The 25,043-nt window shown below is 71.7% G+C and carries 25 protein-coding genes; 10 read left to right on the top strand and 15 right to left on the bottom strand.

Annotation, left to right across the window (positions count from 1 at the left end; translation table 11 throughout):
* Window positions 1-66: 66 nt before the first annotated feature.
* The 4 genes from ABL310_RS15150 to ABL310_RS15135 all read left to right on the top strand — a co-directional run bounded on the left by ABL310_RS15150 (window position 67) and on the right by ABL310_RS15135 (window position 4,415).
* The gene (locus ABL310_RS15150) at window positions 67-1,533 is read left to right on the top strand and encodes an FAD-binding oxidoreductase (RefSeq protein WP_349367846.1); all 1,467 of its coding nucleotides are present in this window, start codon (window positions 67-69) and stop codon (window positions 1,531-1,533) included.
* The gene (locus ABL310_RS15145) at window positions 1,530-2,462 is read left to right on the top strand and encodes a sugar kinase (RefSeq protein ID WP_349367845.1); all 933 of its coding nucleotides are present in this window, start codon (window positions 1,530-1,532) and stop codon (window positions 2,460-2,462) included. The genes ABL310_RS15150 and ABL310_RS15145 overlap by 4 nt, the downstream gene beginning before the upstream one ends.
* Window positions 2,463-2,593: 131 nt before the next feature.
* On the top strand, window positions 2,594-3,115 hold the full coding sequence (locus ABL310_RS15140; RefSeq protein WP_349367844.1) for a PAS domain-containing protein: 522 nt from the start codon (window positions 2,594-2,596) through the stop codon (window positions 3,113-3,115).
* Window positions 3,090-4,415, top strand: coding sequence for a methyl-accepting chemotaxis protein (locus ABL310_RS15135; RefSeq protein WP_349367843.1), 1,326 nt, complete (start codon window positions 3,090-3,092; stop codon window positions 4,413-4,415). The genes ABL310_RS15140 and ABL310_RS15135 overlap by 26 nt, the downstream gene beginning before the upstream one ends.
* A 30-nt stretch (window positions 4,416-4,445) precedes the next feature.
* On the opposite strand, the gene doeB is transcribed toward ABL310_RS15135, so the two are convergent.
* The 10 genes from doeB to ABL310_RS15085 form a co-directional block, all read right to left on the bottom strand.
* Entirely contained in the window at window positions 4,446-5,453 is a 1,008-nt protein-coding gene (doeB, locus tag ABL310_RS15130; RefSeq protein ID WP_349367842.1) for a N(2)-acetyl-L-2,4-diaminobutanoate deacetylase DoeB, read from the bottom strand.
* A 5-nt stretch (window positions 5,454-5,458) separates the two neighbouring features.
* Complete coding sequence (doeA, locus tag ABL310_RS15125) at window positions 5,459-6,640, bottom strand: ectoine hydrolase DoeA (protein ID WP_349367841.1); 1,182 nt, start codon at window positions 6,638-6,640, stop codon at window positions 5,459-5,461.
* Entirely contained in the window at window positions 6,637-7,668 is a 1,032-nt protein-coding gene (locus ABL310_RS15120; RefSeq protein WP_349367840.1) for a cyclodeaminase, read from the bottom strand. The genes doeA and ABL310_RS15120 overlap by 4 nt, the downstream gene beginning before the upstream one ends.
* Window positions 7,668-8,657: a hydroxyectoine utilization dehydratase EutB gene (eutB, locus tag ABL310_RS15115; protein WP_349367839.1), complete on the bottom strand. Its 990-nt coding sequence runs from the start codon at window positions 8,655-8,657 to the stop codon at window positions 7,668-7,670. The genes ABL310_RS15120 and eutB overlap by 1 nt, the downstream gene beginning before the upstream one ends.
* A complete protein-coding gene (gene eutA / locus ABL310_RS15110) occupies window positions 8,654-9,439 on the bottom strand; it encodes an ectoine utilization protein EutA (protein ID WP_349367838.1) in 786 nt (261 codons plus the stop codon). Before eutA ends, eutB begins: the two co-directional genes overlap by 4 nt.
* Window positions 9,436-10,095, bottom strand: a complete 660-nt coding sequence (gene ehuD / locus ABL310_RS15105) for an ectoine/hydroxyectoine ABC transporter permease subunit EhuD (protein WP_349367837.1) — start codon at window positions 10,093-10,095, stop codon at window positions 9,436-9,438. The genes eutA and ehuD overlap by 4 nt, the downstream gene beginning before the upstream one ends.
* Window positions 10,096-10,109: 14 nt before the next feature.
* Entirely contained in the window at window positions 10,110-10,766 is a 657-nt protein-coding gene (gene ehuC / locus ABL310_RS15100; protein WP_349367836.1) for an ectoine/hydroxyectoine ABC transporter permease subunit EhuC, read from the bottom strand.
* Window positions 10,767-10,842: 76 nt separating this feature from the next.
* Window positions 10,843-11,700: an ectoine/hydroxyectoine ABC transporter substrate-binding protein EhuB gene (gene ehuB / locus ABL310_RS15095; RefSeq protein WP_349367835.1), complete on the bottom strand. Its 858-nt coding sequence runs from the start codon at window positions 11,698-11,700 to the stop codon at window positions 10,843-10,845.
* Between the two features lie 71 nt (window positions 11,701-11,771).
* On the bottom strand, window positions 11,772-12,569 hold the full coding sequence (gene ehuA, locus ABL310_RS15090; RefSeq protein WP_349372068.1) for an ectoine/hydroxyectoine ABC transporter ATP-binding protein EhuA: 798 nt from the start codon (window positions 12,567-12,569) through the stop codon (window positions 11,772-11,774).
* Between the two features lie 126 nt (window positions 12,570-12,695).
* Entirely contained in the window at window positions 12,696-14,081 is a 1,386-nt protein-coding gene (locus tag ABL310_RS15085; protein ID WP_349367834.1) for a PLP-dependent aminotransferase family protein, read from the bottom strand.
* A 52-nt stretch (window positions 14,082-14,133) separates the two neighbouring features.
* Between ABL310_RS15085 and ABL310_RS15080 the strand changes: the two genes are divergently transcribed.
* The gene (locus ABL310_RS15080; protein WP_349367833.1) at window positions 14,134-14,625 is read left to right on the top strand and encodes an Lrp/AsnC family transcriptional regulator; all 492 of its coding nucleotides are present in this window, start codon (window positions 14,134-14,136) and stop codon (window positions 14,623-14,625) included.
* Window positions 14,626-14,801: 176 nt separating this feature from the next.
* Here ABL310_RS15080 and ABL310_RS15075 read toward each other — a convergent pair whose 3' ends face one another.
* Both ABL310_RS15075 and ABL310_RS15070 read right to left on the bottom strand, forming a co-directional pair.
* Window positions 14,802-15,509, bottom strand: coding sequence for a cold shock domain-containing protein (locus tag ABL310_RS15075; protein ID WP_349367832.1), 708 nt, complete (start codon window positions 15,507-15,509; stop codon window positions 14,802-14,804).
* A 392-nt stretch (window positions 15,510-15,901) separates the two neighbouring features.
* Window positions 15,902-16,324, bottom strand: coding sequence for a hypothetical protein (locus tag ABL310_RS15070; protein ID WP_349367831.1), 423 nt, complete (start codon window positions 16,322-16,324; stop codon window positions 15,902-15,904).
* 130 nt (window positions 16,325-16,454) lie between these two features.
* On the opposite strand from ABL310_RS15070, the gene ABL310_RS15065 reads away from it, so the two are divergent.
* A complete protein-coding gene (locus ABL310_RS15065; RefSeq protein WP_349367830.1) occupies window positions 16,455-16,982 on the top strand; it encodes a hypothetical protein in 528 nt (175 codons plus the stop codon).
* A gap of 19 nt (window positions 16,983-17,001) precedes the next feature.
* Here ABL310_RS15065 and ABL310_RS15060 read toward each other — a convergent pair whose 3' ends face one another.
* The gene (locus ABL310_RS15060; RefSeq protein ID WP_349367829.1) at window positions 17,002-17,436 is read right to left on the bottom strand and encodes a heme-binding protein; all 435 of its coding nucleotides are present in this window, start codon (window positions 17,434-17,436) and stop codon (window positions 17,002-17,004) included.
* Window positions 17,437-17,630: 194 nt separating this feature from the next.
* Between ABL310_RS15060 and ABL310_RS15055 the strand changes: the two genes are divergently transcribed.
* On the top strand, window positions 17,631-18,752 hold the full coding sequence (locus ABL310_RS15055; RefSeq protein WP_349367828.1) for a hypothetical protein: 1,122 nt from the start codon (window positions 17,631-17,633) through the stop codon (window positions 18,750-18,752).
* A gap of 34 nt (window positions 18,753-18,786) precedes the next feature.
* Here ABL310_RS15055 and ABL310_RS15050 read toward each other — a convergent pair whose 3' ends face one another.
* Together ABL310_RS15050 and ABL310_RS15045 are read right to left on the bottom strand one after the other, a co-directional pair.
* Complete coding sequence (locus ABL310_RS15050) at window positions 18,787-19,809, bottom strand: histone deacetylase family protein (protein WP_349367827.1); 1,023 nt, start codon at window positions 19,807-19,809, stop codon at window positions 18,787-18,789.
* A 125-nt stretch (window positions 19,810-19,934) separates the two neighbouring features.
* On the bottom strand, window positions 19,935-20,339 hold the full coding sequence (locus tag ABL310_RS15045) for a helix-turn-helix transcriptional regulator (protein ID WP_349367826.1): 405 nt from the start codon (window positions 20,337-20,339) through the stop codon (window positions 19,935-19,937).
* A gap of 723 nt (window positions 20,340-21,062) precedes the next feature.
* Between ABL310_RS15045 and ABL310_RS15040 the strand changes: the two genes are divergently transcribed.
* From ABL310_RS15040 to ABL310_RS15030, 3 genes are all read left to right on the top strand, one after another.
* Window positions 21,063-21,968 (top strand): MBL fold metallo-hydrolase, encoded by a 906-nt coding sequence (locus ABL310_RS15040; protein ID WP_349367825.1) that lies wholly within the window; start codon window positions 21,063-21,065, stop codon window positions 21,966-21,968.
* Between the two features lie 87 nt (window positions 21,969-22,055).
* Window positions 22,056-23,501, top strand: a complete 1,446-nt coding sequence (locus ABL310_RS15035; protein WP_349367824.1) for an FAD-dependent oxidoreductase — start codon at window positions 22,056-22,058, stop codon at window positions 23,499-23,501.
* A gap of 16 nt (window positions 23,502-23,517) precedes the next feature.
* Window positions 23,518-25,032, top strand: coding sequence for a HAMP domain-containing sensor histidine kinase (locus ABL310_RS15030; RefSeq protein ID WP_349367823.1), 1,515 nt, complete (start codon window positions 23,518-23,520; stop codon window positions 25,030-25,032).
* The last annotated feature ends 11 nt before the right edge of the window (window positions 25,033-25,043 follow it).

Raw genomic sequence — 25,043 nt, 5'->3', positions numbered from 1 at the left:
CTTCGGGGTGACGCCCGCACCTCCGCTCGTGCTAAGAATCTCGCGAGTGAGTATGAGGACCCGTCGATGAACGACGTCACCCCCAACGCCGAGGCGGCGCTCGTCGCCCGGCTCGCCGAGCGCCTGGGCGAGGCGCACGTGATCTCCGCCGCGACCGACATCGAGCCGCATCTGATCGAATCGCGCGGGCTCTATCGCGGGCGGGCGCTCGCGGTGGTGCGGCCGAAGGACGTGCTCGAGGTCTCCTGGATCATGGCGCAATGCTCGGCCGCGGGCGTGCCGGTGGTGCCGCAGGGCGGCAATACCGGCCTCGTCGGCGGGGGCGTGCCGCATGGCGGCGTGGTGCTCTCGCTCGCGCGCCTCTCCGCCATCCGCGAGCTCGACGCCGTCAACGCCACGATCACCGTCGAGGCCGGCGTGACGCTCAAGGCGATCCAGGACGCGGCGGACGAGGCCGACCGGCTGTTCCCCCTCTCGCTCGCCTCCGAGGGTACCTGCCAGATCGGCGGCAACCTCGCCACCAATGCCGGCGGCACCGGCGTGCTGCGCTACGGCAACGCTCGCGATCTGGTGCTCGGCCTCGAGGTGGTGCTGGCCGACGGGCGGGTTTGGAACGGGCTCAAGCGCCTGCGCAAGGACAATACCGGCTACGACCTCAAGCACCTCTTCGTCGGCTCGGAGGGCACGCTCGGCATCATCACCGCCGCCGTGCTGAAGCTCTACCCGAAACCGAAGGCGACGGTCACCGCCTTCCTCGGCTGCGAGGGGCCGCAGGCGGCCCTCGCCGTGTTCGAGCGGCTGCGCGAGGAGGCGGGCGACCAGCTGACCGCCTTCGAGTACATGCCCCGCTTCGGGCTCGAGCTCGTGCTCAAGCACGCCGACGGCGTCACCCGTCCGCTCCAGGGCGATCATGCGGCCTACGCCCTCGTCGAGCTCTCCTCGCCGCGCGCCGACGCCGACCTCCCGGGCGTGATCGAGACGGTGCTCGGCGCCGCCATCGAGGACGGGCTCGTCGAGGACGCGACGATCGGCGCGAGCGAGGCGCAGAACGCGGCGCTCTGGAAGCTGCGCGAGATGCTCTCCGAGGTGCAGGGCCGCGAGGGCGGCTCGATCAAGCACGACGTCTCGGTGCCGGTCTCGCGCGTCGCGGACTTCATCGTCGAGGCCTCCGCCGCCTGCGAGGCGGCGATGGAGGGCGTTCGGGTCTGCGCCTTCGGCCATGTCGGCGACGGCAACATCCACTTCAACCTCTCCCAGCCGGTCGGCATGGAGAAGGCCGCCTTCCTCGCCGCGTGGGAGCGCTTCAACCGCATCGTCCACGACATCGTGCACCGCTACGAGGGCTCGATCGCGGCCGAGCACGGGGTGGGGCTGATCAAGCGCGACGAGCTGAAGCTCTACAAGGATCCGGTCGCGCTCGACATGATGCACGCCATCAAGATCGCGCTCGACCCGCTCGACATCCTCAACCCCGGCAAGGTCGTGGCGCTCTCGCCCGAGGCGCCGGCGGCGCTGCCGGGAGGCGGGCGGTGAGCGGGAAGGCCATAGACGTCCTCTCCATCGGCGAGCCGCTGATGGAGCTCGCCGAGACCGAGCGCGGGGGCGAGCGGCTCTACGCGCCGGGCTTCGGCGGGGATTGCTCCAACGCCGCCATCGCCGCCGCGCGCCACGGCGCCCGCGCCGCCATGCTCACCGCGGTCGGCGACGACACGTTCGGCCGCGCCTTCCTCGACCTGTGGGACCGCGAGGGCGTCGACCGCGGCCACGTGCTCTGCCGGGCGGGCGAGCGCACGGGCGTCTACATGATCTCCTACGGCCCCGAGGGCCACGATTTCAGCTATTACCGCCAGGGCTCGGCGGCGAGCCTGATCACCCCCGCCGAGATTCCGGCCGACGCGATCGCACGGGCGCGGATCGTCCACGCGTCGGGCATCAGCCAGGCGATCTCGCCGTCCTGCACCGACGCCGTCTTCGCCGCCATGCGCATGGCGCGGGAGGCGGGCGCGCTCGTCTCCTACGACACGAACCTGCGCCTGCGGCTGTGGCCCCTCGACCGCGCGCGCGCCATCATCCAGGCCGCCGCCGCGATGGCCGACATCGTGCTGCCGGGCCTCGACGACGCCCGCCGCCTCACCGGCCTCGACGCGCCGGAGGCGATCTGCGCCGCCTATCTGCGGCTCGGGGCGACGGTGGTGGCGCTGACGCTCGGCTCCGAGGGCGCGATGATCGCCACGCCCGAGGGGACGCGCACCATCCCCGCCCGCCGGGTGACGGCGGTCGACGCCACCGGCGCCGGCGACGCCTTCGACGGCGCCTTTCTCGCCGAATACCTGCGCACGGGCGACGCGGTCGCGGCCGGGGAATACGCCAACGCCGCGGCGGCTTTGTCCGTCACCGGCTACGGCGCGGTGGGACCCTTGCCCACGCGGGCGGACGTCACGGCCTTCCTTGCGAAAAGCTGAATTCTCCCAGCGGCCTAACATGAGTAAGACTGCGAAGCCTGGCCGCCGTTAACGGTCTCGTGAGGGCTGCGCTGGCACATGTCGTGCGACACACGAACCGCCCACGACGCGTCCGCGCTCCGAGGATCAGGATGGCCCACACGATCAGGCCCACGCAGGTGGAGGTGCGCTTCGACGCCTCCGACATCATCGTCTCGAAGACCGACCTGAAAGGCCGGATCACCTACGCGAACCGCACCTTCTGCGCCATTTCCGGCTACGACGAGGCGGAGGTGATCGGCCAGCCGCACGCCATGATCCGCCATCCGGACATGCCGCGGGCGGTGTTCCGGCTGCTCTGGGACGCGATCCTCGAGGGGCGCGAGATCTTCGCCTACGTGAAGAACATGACCCGGACGGGCGACCATTACTGGGTCTTCGCCCACGTCACCCCCTCGCGCGACGCCGAGCGACGGGTCTGCGGCTTCCACTCGAACCGCCGCGTGCCGAAGCGCGAGGCGCTCGCGGCGGTGACGCCGCTCTATCGCGAGCTCTCCAGCATCGAGGCCGCCCATCGCAACGCCAAGGAGGGGCTCGCCGCCTCCTCGGCGCGCCTGCGCCAGCTGATCGCCGACAAGGGCCAGACCTATGACGAATTCGTCTTCTCTCTCTAAGGCGGCGCTCGGCCTCGCGGCGGCGGGCGTCGGTGCGGCCGGGCTCGCGGCGACCGGCCCGGTCCTCGCCTCGACGACGGCGCTCGGCTTCGGCGCGCTGACGCTCGCGGGGCTCGGCCTCGCCGGCGCGATGCTCTGGCGCACGCGCGCGGCGCTCCAGCGCACCACCGACGTGGTCGCGCGGATCGGGCGCGGCGATTTCGAGGCGCGGCTCGTGCGCGTCCGCGAGGGCGGCGATCTCGGCCGGCTGATGCACCAGGTCAACGACACGACCGACCGCATCGACGCCTTCGTGCGCGAGGCGACGGCGTCCATGGACGCCGTGCGCAACAACGTCTACTACCGCCGCATCCTGCCCGATGGCCTCGACGGATCGCTGCTCGGCGCGGCGCGGATCATCAACGAGGCGACGGAGGTGATCGAGGGCCGCGTCGCCGCCTTCAACGCCTCGACCTCGTCCTTCGAGGCCGCGATCGAGGCGATCGTGCGCACGCTCTCCACCTCGTCGGCCGAGATGAGCCGGATGGCGGCCGAGATGGAGACGGGCGCGGGCGTCACCAACCGGCGCGCCAGCGCCGTCGCCGCCGCCTCGGAGGAGATGGCGATCTCGGTGGAGACGGTCGCCTCCGCGGCGACCGAGCTCTCGGCCTCCGCGCAGGAGGTCGTCGCCGAGGCGCAGCGCTCGGCCGAGCGCGCGCGCCGCGCCGTCGACCGCGCCGGCGAGACCGAGCGGATCGTGCAGGGCCTCTCCGTCGCGGCCGAGCGCATCGGCAAGGTGGTGGAGCTGATCAACGCCATCGCCGACCAGACGAACCTGCTCGCCCTCAACGCCACGATCGAGGCCGCCCGCGCCGGCGCGGCGGGCAAGGGCTTCGCGGTCGTCGCCGCCGAGGTGAAGACGCTCGCCGGCCAGACGGCCAAGGCGACGGAGGAGATCGCGGCGCAGGTCGGCGCGTTGCAGTCCGCCACCTCGGGCGCCGTGGGTGTCATCACCGAGATCGGGCAGCTGATCCAGGAGATCGACGCCGCATCGTCGCAGATCGCCGGCGCCATCGCCTCCCAGACCGACGCCACCGCCGAGATCGCCCGCAACGTCGAGCAGGCCTCGTCCGGCACCCGGGACGTGACGGAGAACATCCACGGCGTCTCGGAGAACGTGCAGGGCGCGCGGGCGTCCGCGAGCGCCGTCTTGGCCGCGGCGGGCGACGTCGACGCGCAGGGACGGCGCCTCGCGGAGGAGGTGCGGACCTTCCTGGTGACCCTCAAGCGCGGGCCGCTGGAGGACCGCGCCGCGGCGTGAGCCCCGGGCTCGCCGCGATGGCGGGCCCGGTCACCCGACGATCTGCGCCACCACGGCCACGCAATCCCCCGGCTTGACCAGTCCCGGGAAATGCCGCGCGGCGAGGATGCCGTCCATCGCCGCGCGGGTCGGGCGCGGCGCGGCCCCGGTGCGGCCGATGGGAGCGATCTCGCAGATCACGTCCCCGGCGCGCACCGGCTCCCCGAGATCGACGCGGAAGGCGATGAGCCCGCCCTCCTCGGCGAAGGCGAAACAGTCGCCCGAGGGCATGTCGAGCCAGCGGGTCTCGCGCCGCTCCACCGTCCCGCGCATCACGCCGGCATGGACCAGAAGGTCGCGCACGCCCTGCCGGGCGATGGCGGCCGTGCGGGCCGAGGCGGTGCCGCCGCCGCCGATCTCGGTCGTGACGAAGGTCTTGCCCATCTCCTCGACGGTGGTGTCGAGCATGCCGACCGCGTCGATCTCGAGCATGGTCATGGAATAGGGCGCGCCGAACGCCTCCACCGCCGCCTTGCAGGCGGCTTCCTGCCGGGCGTCGGGCAGGCGGTGGGCGGCGGCAAAGGGCACGAAGTCCAGCGTCCTGCCCCCCGAATGGACGTCGAGGACGATGTCGGCGAGCGGCACGAGCGCGCGCGTGACGTAGTCCGCGATCTTCTGCGTCGGCGTGCCGTCCGGGCGGCCCGGGAAGGAGCGGTTGAGGTTGCCCTTGTCGATGGGCGAGGTGCGCGTACCCGCCTCGAAGGCGGGAAAGTTCAGGGCCGGCAGGACGATCACGCGACCGGTGACGTCCTCGGGCCGCAGGGTGCGGGCGAGCTCGTAGAGCGCGATCGGCCCCTCGTACTCGTCGCCGTGATTGGCGCCGACGAGAAGGGCTGTCGGGCCCTCCCCGTTGGCGATCGCGCAGATCGGGATCATCACCGAGCCCCAGGCCGAATCGTCGCGGCTGTAGGGCAGGCGCAGATGCCCGTGCTGCACGCCGTCGGCCTGGAGGTCGATCGTCGGCACGACGGGGGAGGGCGGCAGGTCGGCGTGCGCCATGGCCGTCAATCCTTGACGAAGAGCTCGCGGGGCACGTTCGCGAGGCACGCGACCCCGGTCTCGGTGATGACGATGCTCTCGGTGATCTCGAGGCCCATGTCCTCGAGCCACAGGCCCGTCATGAAGTGGAAGGTCATGCCCGGCTGGAGCACGGTCGTGTCGCCCGGCCGCAGGCTCATGGTGCGCTCGCCCCAGTCCGGCGGGTAGGACAGGCCGATCGGATAGCCCGTGCGGTTGTCCTTGACGATGCCGTGCTTCTTCAGCACCGCGAAGAAGGCGTTGGCGATGTCCTCGCAGGTGTTGCCCGGCTTCGCCGCCGCGAGGCCCGCCTCCATGCCTTCCAGCGTCGCCGCTTCCGCGTCGCGGAAGGCCTGGGAGGGCTTGCCCAGGAAGACCGTGCGCGAGAGCGGGCAATGGTAGCGGTTCACGCAGCCGGCGATCTCGAAGAACGTGCCCTCGCCCGTCTTCATCGGCTTGTCGTCCCAGGTGAGGTGCGGCGCCGACGCGTCCGCGCCCGACGGCAGCAGCGGGACGATGGCCGGATAGTCGCCGCCGACCTCGGGCGTGCCGCGGATGCCGGCGTCGTAGATCTCGGCGACGAGGTCGCACTTGCGCATGCCGGGCTCGATCACGTCGAGGATGCGGGCGTGCATCTTCTCCACGATCCGCGCGGCCTGGCGCATGTAGGCGAGCTCCTGCTCGCTCTTGACCGCACGCTGCCAGTTCACCAGGGCGGTGGCGTCGGTGTAGCGCACCTCCGGCAGGCCGAGCATCAGCCGGACATAGGCCTGGGCCGAGAAGTAGTAATTGTCCATCTCGACGCCGATGACGCCCGCGCCCCAGCCGCGCTCCTGCAGGACCGTGCACAGGTAGTCCATCGGATGCCGCTCTGTGGACTGAACGTAGTGGTCGGCATAGCCGACGATGTTCTCGTGCGCGAGATACGTGGTGCGCTTCGCGCCGTTGGCGTCCTGGCCGCGGCCGAACCAGACCGGCTCGCCCTCCGGGCCGACGATCACGCATTGGTGCACGTAGAAGGACCAGCCGTCGTAGCCCGTGAGCCAGGCCATGTTGGACGGGTCGGTCACGATCAGCGCGTCGAGGCCGCGCGCGGACATGGCCTTGCGGGTCTTGGCGAGGCGCGCGGAATATTCGGCGCGGGAGAATTTCAGGTGGGCGTCGGTCATGATCGTCTCTTGTCTCGTTGGCCCGTCGAAGAAGGTCGGGTTTCGAAAGTTGTCCCCGCTCCCGCCTCGGCGACGCGGGCGCGGGCGAAGGCGGCGATGGCGGTGTCCTGCGCGCCGGTGCCGGTGAGATCGCACACGGTGATCGCCTCCGGCCCGGGCCGCCCGGCATGGCGGCCGGTCAGCACGTCTCCGAGCTCGGGGAACGTCGCGTGCTCGGGCACGATCCGCGCCGAGATCGCCCGGCGCAACTCGCCGAGCCGGCGGGTCTGGCCGAGGCTGTCGGCGACGTAGAGCGTCGCGCGGGCGAGGATCTCCGGGTCGAGCTCGCCCTTGCTCTCGGCGTCCGAGCCCATGGCGGTGACGTGCTGCCCGGGCTCCAGCCAGTCGGCGAACAGGATCGGGCTCGTCGCCGGGGTCGTCGTCACCACGATGTCGGCGCCCGAGACGGCGCCGCGGGGCTCCGCCACGGCGCGGGCGGGGACGCCGGTCGCGGCCTCGATGTCGGCGGCGCAGGCGGCGGCCTTCACCGTGTCGCGCGCCCAGACCCGGATCTCGGCGAGATCGCGCACCAGGGCGAGCGCCTGCATCTGGAGCCGCGCCTGCGTCCCCGCGCCGAAAACCGTCGCGACCCGTGCGTCCCGTCGCGCCAGCGCGTCCGCCGCGATTGCGCCGGCGGCCGCGGTGCGCACGTCCGTGAGCCAGCCGTTGTCGAGGAACAGCGCCTCGACGAGGCCGGTCTTCGCCGAGAGCAGCACCATCAGCCCGTTGAGGGAGGGCAGGCCGAGCTGCGGGTTGTCGAAGAAGCCCGGCGAGATCTTCACCGCGAAGCCCTCGAGGCCGGGCACGTAGGCCGTCTTCACGTCCACCTCGCCGTGGACGTCCGGCATCGCCATGGACAGGATCGGCGGCATCACCACGCGCCCGGAGGCGAGCCCCACGAAGGTCCCGCGCACCGCGTCGATCGCCGCGCGGTCGAGGGGCACGAGCGCGCGCAGGTCGCGCTCCCCGACGAGGGTGATCTGCGGCATCAGGCGAGCCTTTCGAGGACGGCGGGATCGGACACGATCCGGGCGTGGAGGGCCGGGTCGATGTTGCGGCCGGACAGGATCGCGACGGTCGGTCCGTGCGGGTGGATCTTCCCCGCGAGGATCGCGCCGGGCCCGACGGCGCCGCCGCCCTCGACGACGACGCCCTCCACCGCGTGGCAGAAGGCGATGCCGGCGGCGATCTCGTCCTCGGTGAGGAGCACCACCTCGTCCATCAGGTCGCGCAGCATGGCGAAGGTGTGCCGGTTCTCGAGCCCGATGCCGCCGCCGAGCGAATCCGCGAGGCTCTCCGCCTCCTCGACCAGCACCGGCCGCCCCGCGGCGAGGCTCGCCTGCATGGCCGCGCCGCGCTCCATGGAGATTCCGACGATACGCGCCGACGGGCGCTGCGCCTTCACCGCCGCCGCGACGCCCGCCGCGAGGCCGCCGCCGGAGAGCGGGATCAGCACCTGCGCGAGATCGGGGACGTCCTCGACGAGCTCGAGCCCGAGCGTGCCCTGGCCGGCGATGACGTCCGGATTGTCGAAGGGCGGGATCTCGACGAGCCCCTCCTCGGCCACCCGCCGGTCCACCTCGCCCTGAGCCTCGTCCTGCGAGGCGCCGTGGATCGCGATCTCGGCCCCGAGCGCGGCGATGGCGTCGAGCTTGTTCTGCGGCACGAGGCGCGACATGGCGACGACGCAGCGCACGCCGACCTCGCGCGCGGCGTGCGCCAGCGCCCGCCCGTGATTGCCGGTGGAGACCGTGACGACGCCGCGCGCGCGCTCGGCGTCCGAGAGGGTCGCGAGCGCGTTCGTCGCCCCGCGCAGCTTGAAGGCGCCGGTGGTCTGCTCGTGCTCGTGCTTGAGCACGACGGGGGCGCCGAGGCGCGCGGCGAGCGCCGGCGAGGGGCGGGCGGGCGTGCGCCGGATGCGGCCCGCCAGAGCCGCGCGGGCGCGCTCGAAATCGGCGAGGCCGGGATGCGGGCTCATGCGAAGGCCGTCGGGTCGGGCAGGGGGAGGGCGGCGAGCCGGGCGTCGACGCGCGGCGTCTCGCCCACGAGCCGCGCGCAGGCCCAGGCGGTGGCGAGGTTCGACGTCACCACCGGCAGGCCGAGAGCGGCCTCCATCTCCGCCGCGAGCGCGGCCGAGCGCAAGGCCGTGCAGGAGACGAACAGCGCTTGCGCCCCCGGTGCGAGCGCCGCGCGGGCCGCCGCGATCAGGGTCGGCCCGTCGAGCCGCGCCATCTGCCGGTCGTCCTCGAGGCCGAGGCAGGAGACGCCCGCGACCGAAAAGCCGCGCCCTTCGAAATAGGGCGCGAGGGACGCCGAGGTCTCGATCGTGTAGGGCGTGAGGATCGCGATACGCCGGGCGCCGTGCGCGCGCAGCGCCTCGACCGCCGCGCGGGTCGGCGTCACCACGGGGACGCCGGGCTTGCCCTCCCGGATCGCGGCCGCGACCGCGTCGTCGCCGATGACGACGGAGGCCGAGGTGCAGGAATAGCAGATCGCGTCGAGCCGCTCCTCCGGCAGCAGCAGGGCCGCGCCCCGGGCGAGATCGGGCTGCATGGCCCGGAGGTTCTCCGGCGTCGTCGGGTTGGCGTAGGCGATCCGCGCGACGTACACGCCGACGTCGGGCGCCGCGACCATGCGGGCGAAATCGGGCTCCGTCGTGTGATCGGTGGCGAGGACGACGAGACCGATGCGCCTTCCCACCGGCTCGGCGTCGAAGCCGAGCGGCAGGTCGAGCGCTCGGGGAACGGGCGCGTCGCTCATGATCCGACCCGCCCGTAGCGCCGCTCGAGCCAGCGCAGCCCGAAGACCGAGATCAGGCTGATGACGAGGAAGAACACGCCCACCATCGTCATCGGCTCGATGTAGCGGTAGTTGAAGTTCGCGATGGAGCGGGCCTGGTTCATCAGTTCGAGGATGGTGATCGCCGAGAGGAGCGGCGTCTCCTTGAACATGGCGATGAAGTAGTTGGCCAGGGCCGGGATCATCGGCGGCACGGCCTGGGGCATGACGATGCGCGTCCAGGTCTGCGCGGGCGTGAGGTTGACGGCCTTGGCCGCCTCCCACTGGCCGCGGGGCACGTTGTCGATGCCCGCGCGATAGACCTCGGCCGTGTAGGTGCCGTAATGCAGGCCGAGCCCGATCACCCCCGCCATCAGCGGCGAGAGCGTGATGCCGATGTCCGGCAGGACGTAGAACAGGACGTAGAGCTGGACGAGAAGCGGCGTGCCGCGGATGAATTCCGCGAAGAACGCCACCGGCTTGCAGACGAGGAGGTTCTTCGAGCGGCGCAGCAGCGCGATGGCGAGGCCCACGATCGCGGCGAGGACGGAGCCGAGCAGCGTCGCGAGGATCGTGATCTTCACGCCCTCCCACAGCGTCGGGATGATGGAGATGGCGAAGGACCAGTCCCAGAGCATGGCGGTCTCCTCCCTCAGGCCCGCACGCCGTCGAGGCCGCGCGTGAGGCGGCGCTCCAGCGCCCTGATCCCGCCCGCGATCGCGAGCGCGAACAGGAAGTAGAGGATCATGATGGTGCCGAAGGGCACGAGCGTGTCGCCGGTCTGGGCGCGCATGACCTGCGCCTGGAAGGTCATGTCCGAGATCGAGATCAGGGAGACGATGGCCGTCGCCTTGAGCAGCTCGATGGCGTTGTTGCCGAAGGTCGGCAGCATCAGCACGACGGCCTGGGGCAGCACCACCCAGCGCAGGGCCTGGAAGCGGGTGAGGTTGAGCGCAACGCAGGCCTCGCGCTGCTCCTTGCCGATGGACTGGACGGCCCCGCGCACCACCTCCGCGCCGTAGGCGCCGACGTTGAGGCCGAGCGCCAGCACGCCCGCCTGCAGCGGGGTGAGCTCGACGCCGAGCAGCGGGAGCACGAAATAGGCCCAGAACAGCTGCACGAAGACCGAGGTGCCGCGGAAGAACTCGATGTAGGCCGTGGCGATCGCCCGCGCCCAGGCGAAGCGCGACAGCCGCCCGAGCCCGGCGATGAAGGCCATGACGAGCGCGAGCGCGCAGCCCATCACGGTGAGCTGCGCCGTGACGAGGGCGCCCTGCAGGATCAGCGTGATGTAGCCGGAATAGTCCATGGCGAGGCGTCTCGACGGGCCGCGGGGGTGGGCGAGAGAGCGGCGCGCCGACGGGCGGCGCGCCGCGGACGACGGATCAGCCGCCCGAGCAGAGCTTCTCGCGGCTCGTGCTCATCGCGGCCGCCGCGGAGAAGCCGTAGGGCTCGATGATCGCGGCGAACTCGCCCGATTCCTTCATCTCCGCGAGGATGCGGTCGTACTCGTCGCGAAGCGCCGTGTCCTGCCGGCGGAAGGCGGCGCCGTCGCAATAGACCGGCGCGTCGGCGATGGGCGCGACCATGGCGAGGTTCTCGTCCTGGGCGCGGGCGAGCAGGTCCGAGATCGACAGCACGGGCAGCGAATAGACGTCGATGCGCCCGTCCTGGAGCATGTTGATGCCGCTCTGGCCGTCGGGCACGACGATGACGCGGTCGCGCGGCACGCCGGATTCGAGCGCGAGGCGCTCCTCGGTGCCGCCGCCCGGCGCGCCGATCGTCGCGGTCGGATGGGCGGCGATGTCGGCGAAGGTCTTCAGGTTGAGCGGGTTGCCCGCCTTCACGGCGAAGGCCTCGGCGTCGCACAGGATCGGCTCGGAATAGGCGACCGCGGCGCAGCGCTCGGGGCGCATGAACAGGCCCGCCGTCACCGCGTCGAAGCGACCGGCCTGCAGGCCCGGGATCATGGCGCCGTACTCGGAGACCGAGGCGGCGACGTCGTCGATGCCCATGCGCTTGAAGATCTCGCGCGCGAGGTCGGGCGCGGCGCCGGAGACCGTGCCGTCCGGGTTGACCGCGGTGTAGGGCGGCTCGTTGGCGATGGCGATGCGGGCGAAGCCCTGGTCGCGCAGCTCCTGGATGCGGGCGTCGTCCTGCGCCGTGGCGGGGCCGGCGAAGGCGGCGGCCGCGCCGATCAGCGCGACGGCGGCCAGCCGGCGGGAGAGGAGGGCGATGGTCATGGTCCTGGTTCCCCTTTCTTCTTGCGTCTCGACGCACTTTCGTCCGGCGCCGCGGATAGGCGGGCCGGCGCTCAAACGCGGTGTCCGGCCGCGATGATCTTGCGCAGGAAGGTCTGCGTGCGCTCCTCCCGCGGGTTGGTGAAGATGTCGGAGGGCGGGCCCTGCTCGATGATGCGGCCGCGGTCGAAGAACATCACCCGGTCGGCGAAGTCGTGCGCGAAGCCCATCTCGTGGGTGACGAGGAGCATGGTCATGTCCGTCTCGCGGGCGAGCCGGTGCATGACGTTGAGCACCTCCTCGACCAGCTCGGGGTCGAGGGCCGACGTGACCTCGTCGAACAGCATGATCTTCGGTTCCAGCGCGAGCGCGCGGGCGATGGCGACGCGCTGCTTCTGGCCGCCGGAGAGCTGGGCGGGCATCGCCTTCGCCTTGTCGGCGAGGCCCACCATGTCGAGCAGCTCCATGGCGCGGCGCTGCGCCGCCTCCTTCGGCACGCCCTTCGTCAGCGTCGGCGCGAGGGTGACGTTGTCGATCACGCACATGTGCGGGAAGAGGTTGAACAGCTGGAAGACCATGCCGATCTTGGCGCGCATCCGGTGCAGGTGCGCGTCGTCCGCCGGCGCGAGCCGGCCGGCCTTCTCCATGTGGAAGAGCTCCTCGCCCTCGACGCGGATGTGCCCGCCGTCGATGGTCTCGAGCGTCATCAGGATGCGCAGGATCGTCGTCTTCCCCGAGCCCGACGGGCCGATGAGCGCGAGCTTCTCCGCCGGCGCGACGCTGAAGGTCAGCTCGTCGAGCACCTTGAAGTCGCCGAAGCTCTTCGAGACGCGGTCGACCTCGATGATGGGAGCGGTCGCGTTGGCCTGGATCACCGGGGCGCCTCGCTATCCTGCGATGAGATGGCGCTCACGGTGACGTCAGGGCAATTTCATGTCAATCGCGAAAATAAAATCAGTACAATATTGCCGCCAACGCATCATTCCTGAGCGATGCGCTCAGATCGCGAGCAGCACGGGCTCGGACCCGGCGTGGATCAGGTGCGCGATCTGGCGCAGGCCGATGCGCAGCTCGTCGGCGTCGGTCGAGCCCAGCGAGATGCGCACCGCCGCCGTGGACGGGCCGTCGCCGATGCGGAAGCTCTGGCCGGGCGCGATGGCCACGCCCTGGGCGCGCGCCTGGCTGACGAAGGCGCTCTCGGAATGGGTCGCCGGCAGCGGCGCCCAGACGTGCAGGCTCTCGGGATGCGCCCGGTAGGCGATCCCCTCCAGCGCCTCCGCCACGATCCGGTGCCGCCCGTGCAGCGCCTCGCGCTGCCACGCGACCAAGGCCGAGGCCGTCCCGTCCGCGACCCAGCGGCTGGCGATCTCGGCCATGATCGGCGTCGCCATCCACATCGTGACGAGATGGCGGTTGGCCGCCGCGGCGACGTAGCGGTCGGGCACGGCGAGATAGCCGATGCGCAGGCCGGGCATCACGGTCTTGGTGAAGGTCGTGACGTAGAGCGTACGCTCCGGGGCGATCTGCGCGAGCGGCGGCGCACGGCGCGCGATCAGCGGCCCGAGGACGTCGTTCTCGACGAGGGCGAGGTCCCGCTTCCGGGCGACGGCGACGAGGGCCGCGCGGCGCGTCTCCCCCATCAGGCTGGCGCAGGGATTGATGACGCTCGGCTGCACGAACGCCGCGCGCAGGTCGTGCTCGGCCGCGGCCTCGTCGAGCGCCTCGGGGATCATGCCCTCGTCGTCGATGGCGATCCCGACGAGCTTTAGCCCGAGATAGGAGGCGAGCGGCGTGAGCGTGTGATGGCCGATCGCCTCGGTCGCGACGGCCGCGCCGGGCGAGGCGACGCTCATCAGCGCGATCGTCTGCGCCGCGGTGGCGCCGTTGGTGACGGTGACGTTGAGCGGCGAGATCGACACGCCGCAGGTCGCGAGCCAGTCGGCCGCGACGGCGCGGTGGCGCGGGAACACGACGTTGGGGCGAAACGAGAGAATGGCGCTCGCCGGCACGTCCTGCGCGAGGCGCGCGAGCGCCTCCTTCATGCGCTCGAGATGCAGCGGCTCGCAGACCGGCTTGAGGATGGAGAGGTCGATCAGCTCGTTCAGCCGCTCGGGCAGGTAGGGGGGCTCCGGCTCGCGGCGCACGGTGCGCACGAAGGTGCCCCGTCCGGTCTCGCCCGCGACGAGCCCGCGCCGGCCGAGCTCCTCGTAGGCGCGGCTCACCGTCTGGACGGCGAGGCCGAGCTCGTCGGCGAGCCTGCGCTGGACGGGAAGCTGCGCGCCCTCCGGCAGCGCGCCCTCGCCGATGGCGCGGGCGATCTGCTCCGCCAGCGAGGCGTAGACGGGACGCTTGAGGGTGGACGGATCCGGGCGCCAGATTGTCATGAGTTTCTTTGTGGGTTAAGTCACGACAATTGGCAACGGAAATCGCGAGACGATGAAGCCGCTGAAGCTCGACGCGATCGACCTGCGCATCCTCGCCGCCGTCCAGCGCAACGGCCGCATCACCAAGCTGGCGCTCGCCGAGGAGGTGGGGCTGTCGCCGACGCCGTGCTGGACCCGGCTCGACCGGCTGGAGAAGGCGGGTATCGTCGCGGGCTACCACGCGCGCGTCTCGCTCAAGGCGCTCGGGCTGCCGGCCGCGACGGTGCTGATGGAGGTCACGCTCGGCGCCCACCGCCAGGCGGATTTCGAGCGCTTCGAGCGCGCGGTGCGGGCCGTGCCGGAGATCGTCGCCTGCTGGTCGGTGGGGGGCGGGGTCGACTACATCCTGCGGGTCGTCGCCCGTGACATCGACGCCTATCAGCGGCTCGTCGACGCCCTGCTCGAGCGCCAGATCGGCATCGATCGCTACTTTACCTACATCGTCACGCGAACGGTGAAGGACGAGCCGGCGGCGCCGCTCGAGGCGCTGACGGGGGAGGAATAGCGGCTTGCGATGCAGTGCGAGCCGCTGGAAGAAAAGCTCGATGATGCCGGCGAGGGGAGCCCGTCGGCGCGCGATGCTTCAGGTCGCGTCTGCGTGCCGCCCCTCGAACGCGAAAAGGCGGGCCCCCGAGGGAGCCCGCCCATGCTCGCATCCACGGAACCGCGGAGCAGCGCCGATCAGGCGCCGTCGCTGAGCTCGATCGTGGCGGCCTCGCGGCCCTTCATCCCGTCGACCACGCCCATGCGGACCGGCTGGCCCTCGATGAGGTCGGGGAGGTTGGCGCGCATCAGAACCGAGCGGTGGACGAATACGTCCTTGCCGCCGTCCTCGGCCACGATGAAGCCGAAGCCCTTGGTCGGGTTGTACCACTTGACGGTGCCCATCAGCTCCGTCGTCGGGCCGGTGTGGCGGGGACCGCCGCCGCCGGCGCCGAAGCCCGGACGGGGCGGGCGGCGGGCGGCGCCGGGGCCGCCGGGACCCGCGCCGAAGCCGCCGGGCGCGCGCGGCGCGGGGGCCTGCGCGGTCGACGTATCGACGGAGATGACCTCGGTCACCTGCGGACCCTTCTGGCCCTGAGCCGTGCGCACCTCGAGCCGGGTGCCCGGCTGCAGGTCGCTGTGGCCGGCGGCCTCGACCGCGCGGATGTGCAGGAAGGCGTCGCCGGAGCCGTCCGCGACCTCGACGAAGCCGAAGCCCTTGTCCGGGTTGAACCACTTCACCACGGCGTCGACGACCGGGCCGCCGACCGGGCGCGGCGCCATCGGAGCGCCGCCGCCGAAGGAGCCGCGTTCCGCGCGCGGCTCGAAATAGTCAGACCGACGCTGACCAAAATCATCATCGAACCCACGACGGCCCGAATCGCGGAACTCTCGACCTCGACCCATGTATTCTCTCGCTCTCGCGCTGCTGCAGCTGACGTTTGACGCCCACCAGATGTTTCGGAACTGAAGCTGATCGCGGCGAAGCGCAATGAGCCGGGTCCGAAAACAGGCACCCCTTTAGACCGGTCTCTTGGCTCTTCTGGCGCTTCGCATGGAATTGCTTTTAAAACGGTCCTAGAGGTGGTTTACTTCCACCTTCCAGGGACAGACTGCCCAAATTCCCAGGCCTTGTAAAGACGCAGGCGCGAAAAAGGCGAAGGCCGTCGCGCTTTTTTCGTACGCGACGCGCCGATTTCACGGCGGGGGATAACAATTGAAGCGATGCCGACCGGCGGCGGCCGTAAAAACCCGCATTCGCCCGGTAGAAAGACGGCGCGGAGACGAGCGCGTCCGCCTCAACGCTCGGGCGGAACGTCCGGCTTGCCGCCGGTGGCCGAGCCCCCGCGCGGGCGCATGATGGTCTCCCCGAGCTCGTCCGCGCGCAGCGCCTCGCGCGGGGTGGGGCGCTCGCCGAGCGGCGGCGCCTCGAGGTCGAAGGCGCCCGTCGCCTCGATCGCGATCGGCTCGGGCTCGTCGGCGGCCGATCCGTCGCCGTCCGCGGCGCGCAGGGCGGCTCGCGGGTCCGCCGGGTAGATCACGAGCGGCATGGCGTCCAGCACGGCGTCGGGCCGAGGCAGGTCCGGCGTGACCGGCGTCTCCACCTCGGCTGCGCGCCCCTCCGCCGCCGGCGGATCGTCGGCACGAGCCGGCAGGGCGAGGCCGGCCGCGAGCGCCGCGGCGGCGAAAAGGGCGAGGCGGGTCGGTCGGATCGGGATCAAGGGCTCCTCCGGGGCGGACGGTCTCCGCTCGCCCGGCCAACGGCCGCGCAACGGCCCGGGTTCCGGCGCGCCCCGGAACGCGCCCCCGCGCCGGGACGTTCCTCCGTCGACGCAGACACAGGAGACGTTCATGCCCCCCCGCACGCAGACGAAGCCTTCGAACGACCGCGCGGCGACGCCGCGCCTGCGCGTCCGCGAGGCCTTCGTCGCCGCTTTCGCGCTCGCCTGCTTCACCGTCGCGACGCCCGGCAAGTCCGCGGTGCTCGCGCAGGTCCAGCCCGGCGAGCCCACCGCAGACGTCCCGCTCGCCGAGCCGTCCCGGCCGGTCGCCGTCGAGATCGCCATGCGCATGGAGGACGGCGCGCTGGTCTGCCGGCCCGATCTCGCGCGCCTGCCGCCGGGCGAGGAGCTGACGCTCCAGCTCGTCAACGCCACCGACGCCGCCGCGGCGTTCGCCGCGCCGGAGCTCTTCGCCTCCGGCAGCGTCGCGAGCACGATCGACGCCCAGTACGATCACGACGCCGCCGCCTTCCTCGTGCCGGCGGACACGACGGGCCAGATCGTGTTCTCCACGGGCGCCGCCGGCACCTACGCGTTCGCCTGCGCGCCCGCCGGAGAGGAGGCGACCGCGCAGGGCGAGTTCGTGGTGGAGGAATGATCCCGACCGGCGGCGCGCCTCAGGCGCCGGTCTCGGCCTTCAGGCCCGCCGCCTCGATTCCCGCGACGGCCGCGATCTCGTCGTTGTCGGAGGTGTCGCCCGAGATGCCGACGGCGCCGACGAGCGCGCCCGCGCCGTCGCGGACGAGCACGCCGCCCGGCACCGGCACCAGCGAGCCGCCGACCACGGTGGAGAGCGCGCCGACGAAATGCGGGCGCTCCTGCGCCATCGCGTTGATGGTGCGCGAGGGCACGCCGAGCGCGATCGCGCCGTAGGCCTTGCCCATGGCGATCTCGCCGCGCTTGAGAGAGGTGCCGTCCTCGGCCTCGAAGGCCTTGAGCGCGCCGCGTGCGTCGTAGACGGCGACCGCGAGCGGCTTGAGGCTGCGCTCGCGTCCCGTCTTCAGCGCCGTCGCCACGATGGTGTGGGCCTGGTCCCGCGTCAGCTCCGCCATGTCGTTCTCCCGTGAGGTCTCGTGTGGAGCGTCCGTCATACGCGATGCGCGCCGCCTGTCACAGGCGGTGCGCCGGCAAAGGCGCTTTTCCGCGACGCGCCGCGGTCGGTGGCGACGGAACTTCGCGGCGCGCGCGGACGTCATGCCCGGAAACGTCGCCGCGTCGGAGCGGCGACCGGCCAAGGAGAATGTTCATGCTGCATCTCGATCCCGTCACCGAGGACGATCTGCGCCGGCTCGACGCGGAGCGAGGCGCGCCCTGCGTGTCGCTGTTCATGCCGACCCAGCCGGCGACGATCCCGGCGCTCCGCGAGGACACGCTCGCCTTCCGGGAGATGCGCACCGAGGTCGTGCGCCGGCTCGAGGAGGCCGGGATCGCCAAGGACGCCATCGCCGACATCGACGAGCGGCTCGACGCCCTCAACGGCGACGGCGAGTTCTGGAAGTGGATGGCGAACGGTCTCGCGGTGTTCGTCAAGCCGGGCATGCTGCGCACCGTGCGCCTGCCCGAGACCGTGCGCCGGCGCGTGGAGATATCGGACCGCTTCCACATCAAGCCGCTGGCGCCCCTGCTGACGCACCGGCACGACGCCTACCTGCTCGAGCTCGAGCAGCGCAACGTGCGCCTCTTCCGGGTGGGCGAGGGCGACATCCGCGAGGTCGAGGACACCGGGCTGCCGAAGGATCTCGACGACTTCATGGAGCACGAGCGCACGCCGGAGAACACGGTGACCTCGGGCATCCAGCAGCACGACCAGAAGAAGATCCGCCAGCGCCAGTTCGCGCACCATTGCGAGCGGAAGATGCGCTCGCTGCTGCAGGGCCAGCGCATCCCGCTCGTGCTCGCCGGGGTGGATACGATCCTCACCTACTACAAGGAGGTGAACTCCTATCCGCACCTGATGGAGGAGGCGATCTCCGGCAACCAGGAGCGGGCCAACCCCGAGGATCTCGCCGAGCGCACCCGCGCCATCGTCGACACGCAGTTCGACGAGGCGCTGAAATCGGCTCTCGCCCGCGTCGAGGAGATGCGCAACGTCACCCGCGGCTCCACCGACATCAGCGAGATCGCCCGCGCCGCCGAGGAGGGCCGCGTCGACACCCTCGTCGTCTCGCTCGACGACGTGATCTACGGCCGGCTCGAGGACGGTGTCGGCTCGTTCGTGCCCGGCGAGGAGGCGAGCGTCTCGACCTACGACGTGCTCGACGAGATCGTCGGGCGCACGGTGAGCACCGGCGGCAAGGTCTACGCCGCCCATGCCGACAGGCTGCCCGAAGGGCTGAAGGCCGCCGCCGTCTTCCGCTACGCGGCCTGATCCGCGGCCCGGCGCGGCGCGGCCGGCGCCGCGCTCAGCCGGTCGCCGCGTCGAACGCGTCGAGGAAGGCGGACAGGTTGCGCGGCAGCGCCTCGCAGAGATAGCCGCCCTCCTGCACCAGCACGGTCGGGAGGGCGGCGCCCGCGATCGTTTCGGCCGCCTGCGCGAAGCCGTCCGTCGTCACCTTCAAGGCCCCGATCGGATCGTCCTGCGAGGCGTCGAGGCCGAGCGCCACGACGAGCGCGCCGGCGCCGAAACGCGCGACCGCCTCCAGTCCCTCTGCGATGGCCGCGAACCAGGGCGAATCGCCCGAGCCGTGGGGGAGGGGGATGTTGCGGTTGGCGCCCTCTCCCGGCCCTTCGCCCCGCTCGTCGGCATAGCCCGCGAAATAGGGGAAGTATCCGGACGGGTCGGCGTGGATCGAGACGGTGAGCACGTCGTCGCGGGCGTAGAAGATCCCCTGCGTGCCGTTGCCGTGATGGACGTCGATGTCGAGGATCGCGACGCGCGCATGGCGCTCGCGCAGGCGCTGGGCGGCGATGGCGCTGTTGTTCAGGTAGCAGAAGCCGCCGGCGGAATCGGCGTAGGCGTGGTGGCCCGGCGGCCGGCACAGCGCGTAGGCGCGCCCGTCCTCGAGCGCGGCGTCGGCGGCGGAGACGGCCACCTGCGCGCCCGCGTGGACGGCGTCCCAGGTCCCGGCGCGAATGGGCGTCGAGGTGTCGGCGGTGTAGTAGCCGATGAGGCCGAGCAGCGCCTCGGGGCGGCGGCTCATCTGCGGACGGGCGAAGTGGCCGGAGAGGATCTCGTCGTCCACCGACGGCAGCTCGTCGCGGCGGCTCCAGGCGTCGCGCAGGAACGCGACGTAGGCCGCATCGTGCACGGCGAGGAGCGGCGCGAGGCCGTGGTCGTGCGGCGCGCGGAGGGCGTGACGGCCGGCGATGGCGTCGCGCAGGATCGGATAGCGCGCGGCCTGCTCGGGATGCGAGACGACGGCGCCCCGCCGGAAGTAGCGGTCGGGGTCGTGGGCGAGCGAACGCTCGTCGTGAAAGGCGCGCATGCGGCTGGGTCGCGTCCTGTGGCGTGACGGATGGGACCGAGCGAGGCCCGGGGCGACCGCCGTCGCGCGCGGCGCGCCGCGGCTCGCGACCCCCGGGAGGAGGCGGCGAGCCGCGAAGCCGTGGCTCAGGACTTCTGAGCGCCCTCGCCACCCTCGGCGGAGGCGAAAGTCTCGGCGATCTGCGCGAGGTTGTCGAGCAGCTTCCGGGACTTGATCTTCGCAGCCGAGACGATCAGGCGCTGCACGCCGTCGTCGGCGAGGATGTCCTGACGGTTGGTCTGGGTCGGCTCTACGTCGTCCGAGAAGGAGAAGAAGAACTCGATCGGCTGGTCGGTCGACAGCGAAACCTGGTGCAGACGCCCGGCGCCGATGCGATCGGTGCCGTTTTCGTATTTCTGGATCTGCTGATAGGTCACGCCGATCTGCTCGCCCAGCTTCTGCTGGCTCATCTTCGCGATGCGACGGGCCAGGCGAATGCGCTGGCCGACGAAACGATCGATGTCGGTGGGGCAACGGGTTGACATGGGCATCCAGTGATCTTGGGTTGAGTGTGCTTTTCTTGATATGCGTTCTCGCCGTGCCTGTAAATCGAAATCGCACAGAAATCGGGGTCGGAGATGTACGAAAGACGGTCCGGTGAGAAGATTAGCGCGGTGTGACAGCGTGTCCGTAGAAATCCTGTAGCGATCCCGATTATGTCGAAAGCGCAGGTGGATACGCGCTTCTGAGCTGCATTCCCTCGTATGCAAGCGCGGTTCGTCCCGCTCAATTCGAGGCAAATTGCCAATCCAGTTTACGAAATTTCGCACGAAATCGGTCGACGGCAGAACACGGCGCCGTCGGCGGCACCGAGCCGGTCCGATTCGGAAAAGCGTCGCTGTTCGAAGGCTTTCGCGGCGTCGGGGGGGCGGCGTGGCCCTTCCGCGCGATCGACGCTTCCGAAGTCGCCCGAAAGTCGCCATGATTCCTGGAATCCACCGGCAGTTGGGATGCCGGCGCCGGCATCCGCTGTGAATGCAATCTCAAGATGTTTCGATGCTGAAGAAACGTCAAGACGCCGAAGCGTGTATTCGCCTCGCGAGCAACGATCGGGGCGGGCTGCATGGCCCGTGAATGCAATCCGAAAGCGGCGGGCTGCGACATCTAGACTTTGGGGAATGCGGGTGCCGCTCACGAACGTTCGCGTTTGCTGCTTAATGCGCGCATGATCGTGGAGCCGGGGCTTCTCACGGCGCCGGCGAGGAGACAGATCGATGGCATTCCTCCGCACGAACGCGCCAGCCCAGGCCCCGGGCTTCCACCGCAGCCGCGTCGGCGCGATCCTGGTCACGGCCGTCCACGACGGCTTCGCGAAGCGCCCCATCGCCGGCTTCGTTCGCAATGCGGACGAGCCCGCCGTCGCGGCGGCCCTGCGCGAAGCCTTCCTGCCCGAGGACGCGGTGCCGATCCCCTTCACCACGCTCGTCCTCGAGACCGAGGAGCGGCTCGTCCTGATCGATACGGGCAACGGCGATGCGGGCGCGCCGACCTCGGGCGCCTGGATGGCGAACTTCCGCGCCGCCGGCTATCGTCCCGAGGACGTCGACACGATCCTCGTCAGCCACTTCCACCCGGATCACGTCAACGGCTTGCGGCTTGTCGACGGCGCGCCGGTGTTCCCGGGCGCCCGCATCCGCGTGCCGCGCGCCGAATGGGACTTCTGGATGGACGACGCCCGCATGGCGGCGGCGCCCGAGGCGCTGGCCGGCGCGTTCCGGAACGCGCGCCGGGTCTTCGGGCCGATGCGCGACGGCACGGAGCCCGCACCGGAGCCCTTCGATCCGGGAGAGGAGCTCGTGCCCGGCGTCACCGCGATCGCCGCCCCCGGCCACACGCCCGGCCACACGGCCTTCCGCATCGTGTCCGAGGGCGAGACGTTGCTGGCCCTCTCCGACGTGACCAACCACCCCGCCTTGTTCGTGCGCCATCCCGACTGGCGGGCTGTGTTCGACATCGACCCCGAGCAGGCCGAGGCCACCCGTCGCCGGCTCCTGGGAGAGGCCGCCGAGACGCGAACCCGCATCGCGCTCTACCACGCCCCGTTTCCGGCGACGGGCCATGTCGCCCGCGACGCAGACGGCTTCGCGTTCGTTCCCGTGCAATGGTCGCACCTCGTCTGAGGCCGGCCGCGATGCCCGGGCGGGTGGCGGGCGCGCCGGTTTGCTTGTAGCAGGTGGGAGCGCACCCATGGCGAGGATCGACCGATTATGACCCGAGTGCTCGAGCCCGATCTGTGCGTCGTCGGCGGCGGTGCGGCCGGGCTGTCCGTCGCGGCCATCGCCGCGTCCTTCGAGGCCTCCGTCGTGCTCGTCGAGAAGGGCGAGATGGGCGGCGAGTGCCTCAACAACGGCTGCGTTCCCTCCAAGTCGGTGATCGCCGCGGCGGCGGCGGCGCAGGCGCGGCGCACGAGCGGGCGCTTCGGCGTCGCGCCGGGCGAGCCGGAAGTGGACTACGCCGCCCTGCGCGAGCACGTCCGCGGCGTGATCGCCGCGATCCGGCCGAACGACACCGTGGAGCGCTACCGCGCCATGGGCGTGACCGTCCTGACGGAGCACGCCCGTTTCCTCGACCGGCGCACGCTCGTAGTCGGGGAGACGCGGGTGCGGCCCCGTCGCATCGTGCTCGCCACCGGCTCGCGGCCGCTCGTGCCGGACATTCCCGGCCTCGCCGACGCCCCCTACCTCACGAACGAGACGGTCTTCGATCTCGCCGAGCGCCCGCGCCGGCTGCTGATCATCGGCGGCGGGCCCGTCGGCATGGAGCTCGCACAGGCGCACCGGCGCCTGGGGGCGGAGGTCGTCGTCCTCTCCGCCAGCGCCGCTCTGGGGCGCCAGGACCGCGAGGTGGCGGAGATCGCGACGGCCGCCCTGCGGGCCGAGGGCGTCGATCTGCGCGAGACCGTCGAGGTCGTCCGCGTCGAGACGGGGGAGGGCGGGGCGCTGCGCGCCGTCATCCGTGCGGGCGAAGGCGCGCCGGAAGAGACGATCGAGGGCTCGCACGTCCTCGTCGCGACGGGCCGGCGTCCGACCGTCGACGGGCTCGACCTGGAGAAGGCGGGTATCGCCTACGACGCCGGCGGCATCCGGGTCGACACGCGCCTGCGCACCTCCAATCGCCGAATCTACGCCATCGGCGACTGCGCCACGGGCGGCACCGGCGACCTGCGCTTCACCCATGCAGCGAGCTACCATGCCGGGCTCGCGGTGCGCGACGCCCTCTTCCGCATTCCCGCGCGGATCGACCTCCAGGCCATTCCCCGCGTCACCTACACCGACCCGGAGATCGCGACCGTCGGGCTTTCCGAGGAGGAGGCCTTCCGTCGGGACCGCAAGGCGCGTATCCTGCGGTGGCCGCTCGCCGAGAACGATCGCGCCCAGGCCGAGCGGCGCACGCACGGCCTGATCAAGGCGATCGTCGCGGGGAACGGCCGCGTGCTCGGCTGCGCCATCGCGGCTCCGCACGCCGGCGAGCTGATCGCGCCGTGGACGCTCGCCGTCGCCAAAGGCTTGAAGGCGCAGGATCTGGCGGGGACCGTCATGGCCTACCCGACCTATTCGGAACTCACCAAGCGCGCCGCGGTGGAGCACCTGCGGCCGCTGTCGCGCAACGCGCTGGTGCGGGCCTGGCTGCGCGTCGCCCGCAGCCTCGGCTAGCGGGCGCGGAGGGCTCATGGACGACGCGACCCTCGTGGAGCCCCGCAGCGCCGTCGCGAATGGCGTGCACGCCGGAGACGGTCCCGCCGTGGGCCGGCGCCGGGTGCATGTGGGCCTGTCGGGGCGCCTCCTCGTCCTCACGGTCGCCTTCGTGATGCTGGCCGAGGTGCTGATCTACGTGCCCTCCGTCGCCAACTTCCAGCGCAACTGGCTCTCCGACCGGCTCGCCGCCGCGCAGATCGCGGCGATGGTGCTCGATGCCGGCGATCCGGGCATGCCCGAACTGCAGGAGAAGCTGCTGGCCGGCGTCGGCGCCGAGCTCGTGGCCGTGCGCGGCGGGGGCACGCGACGGCTTCTCGCGGCCGATCCGACCATGCCGCCCCAGGTGGCCAGGTCCGTCGACCTGCGGGCGCAGTCCTCGTTCGAGGCGATCCGCGCCGCGTTCCAGACCCTGCTCTCGCCCGGCGCCGGCGCCATCCGCGTCGTGGGCGACGGTACCGGGCCGGAGGCGGGCGCGGTGGACTTCGTCGAGATCGTGATCGACCAGAAGCCGCTGCGCGACGCGCTCGTCGCCTTCTCGCGGAACATCCTCGTCCTGTCGCTGATCATCTCCGGCATCACCGCCGGCCTCGTCTATCTCGCGCTCCAGGCCGTGATCGTGCGACCGGTGCGACGGCTGTCGGCCAATCTCGAGCGCTTCTCGGAGGGGCCGGAGGACGCCTCCCGGATCATCCGCCCGTCGCGCCGCCGCGACGAGATCGGCGTCGCCGAGCGCGCGCTCGAGCGTACGGAGCGGGCGCTGGCGGAAGAGCTGCGCTCGAAGCGCCGCCTCGCCGAGCTGGGGCTCGGCGTCGCCAAGATCAATCACGACCTGCGCAACATGCTCGCCTCCGCGCAGCTGATCTCGGACCGGCTGGCCGAGCTGCCGGACCCGACCGTCCAGCGCTTCGCGCCGCGGCTGATCGCGACGCTCCAGCGCGCCATCGACTTCTCCGAGGCGACGCTGGCCTACGGACGCGCGGTGGAGCCGGCGCCGAGCCGCCGCGTGATGCCGCTGCGGGAGCTGCTCCGGGACCTTCAGGGCGTGCCGGGTCTCGCCGCGCCGGACGGGGAGGGCGCGCGCGAGGAGCCGGACGCCGCGCGCCTCGTCCTCGACGTTCCGGAGGACCTGACCATCGACGCCGACCGCGAGCAGCTCTCCCGCGTCTTCGTCAACCTCGCCCGCAACGCCGTGCACGCGATGGCCAAGACGCCGCCGGCAGAGCGGGAGCTGCGCATCACGGCCCGGCGGGACGACGGCGCCTGCGTCGTGCGGGTGAGCGATTCGGGCCCCGGGCTGCCGGCCAAGGCCCGCGAGCACCTGTTCGAGCCGTTCAAGAGCGCGACGCGCGCCTCCGGCGGCACCGGGCTCGGCCTCGCCATCTGCGCCGAGATCGTGCGGCTCCACGGCGGGAGCATCGCGTACGAGCCGGAGGGGCCCGGCGCGAGCTTCCGCATCGTCGTCCCGGATCGGCCCGAGAGTGAGGCCTGACCAGGGTTTCG

The organism is Salinarimonas sp. (assembly GCF_040111675.1).
GTDB lineage: Bacteria > Pseudomonadota > Alphaproteobacteria > Rhizobiales > Beijerinckiaceae > Salinarimonas.
The sequence above is the reverse complement of the archived record's forward strand: the minus strand, read 5'-3'. Positions and strand labels throughout refer to the sequence as shown.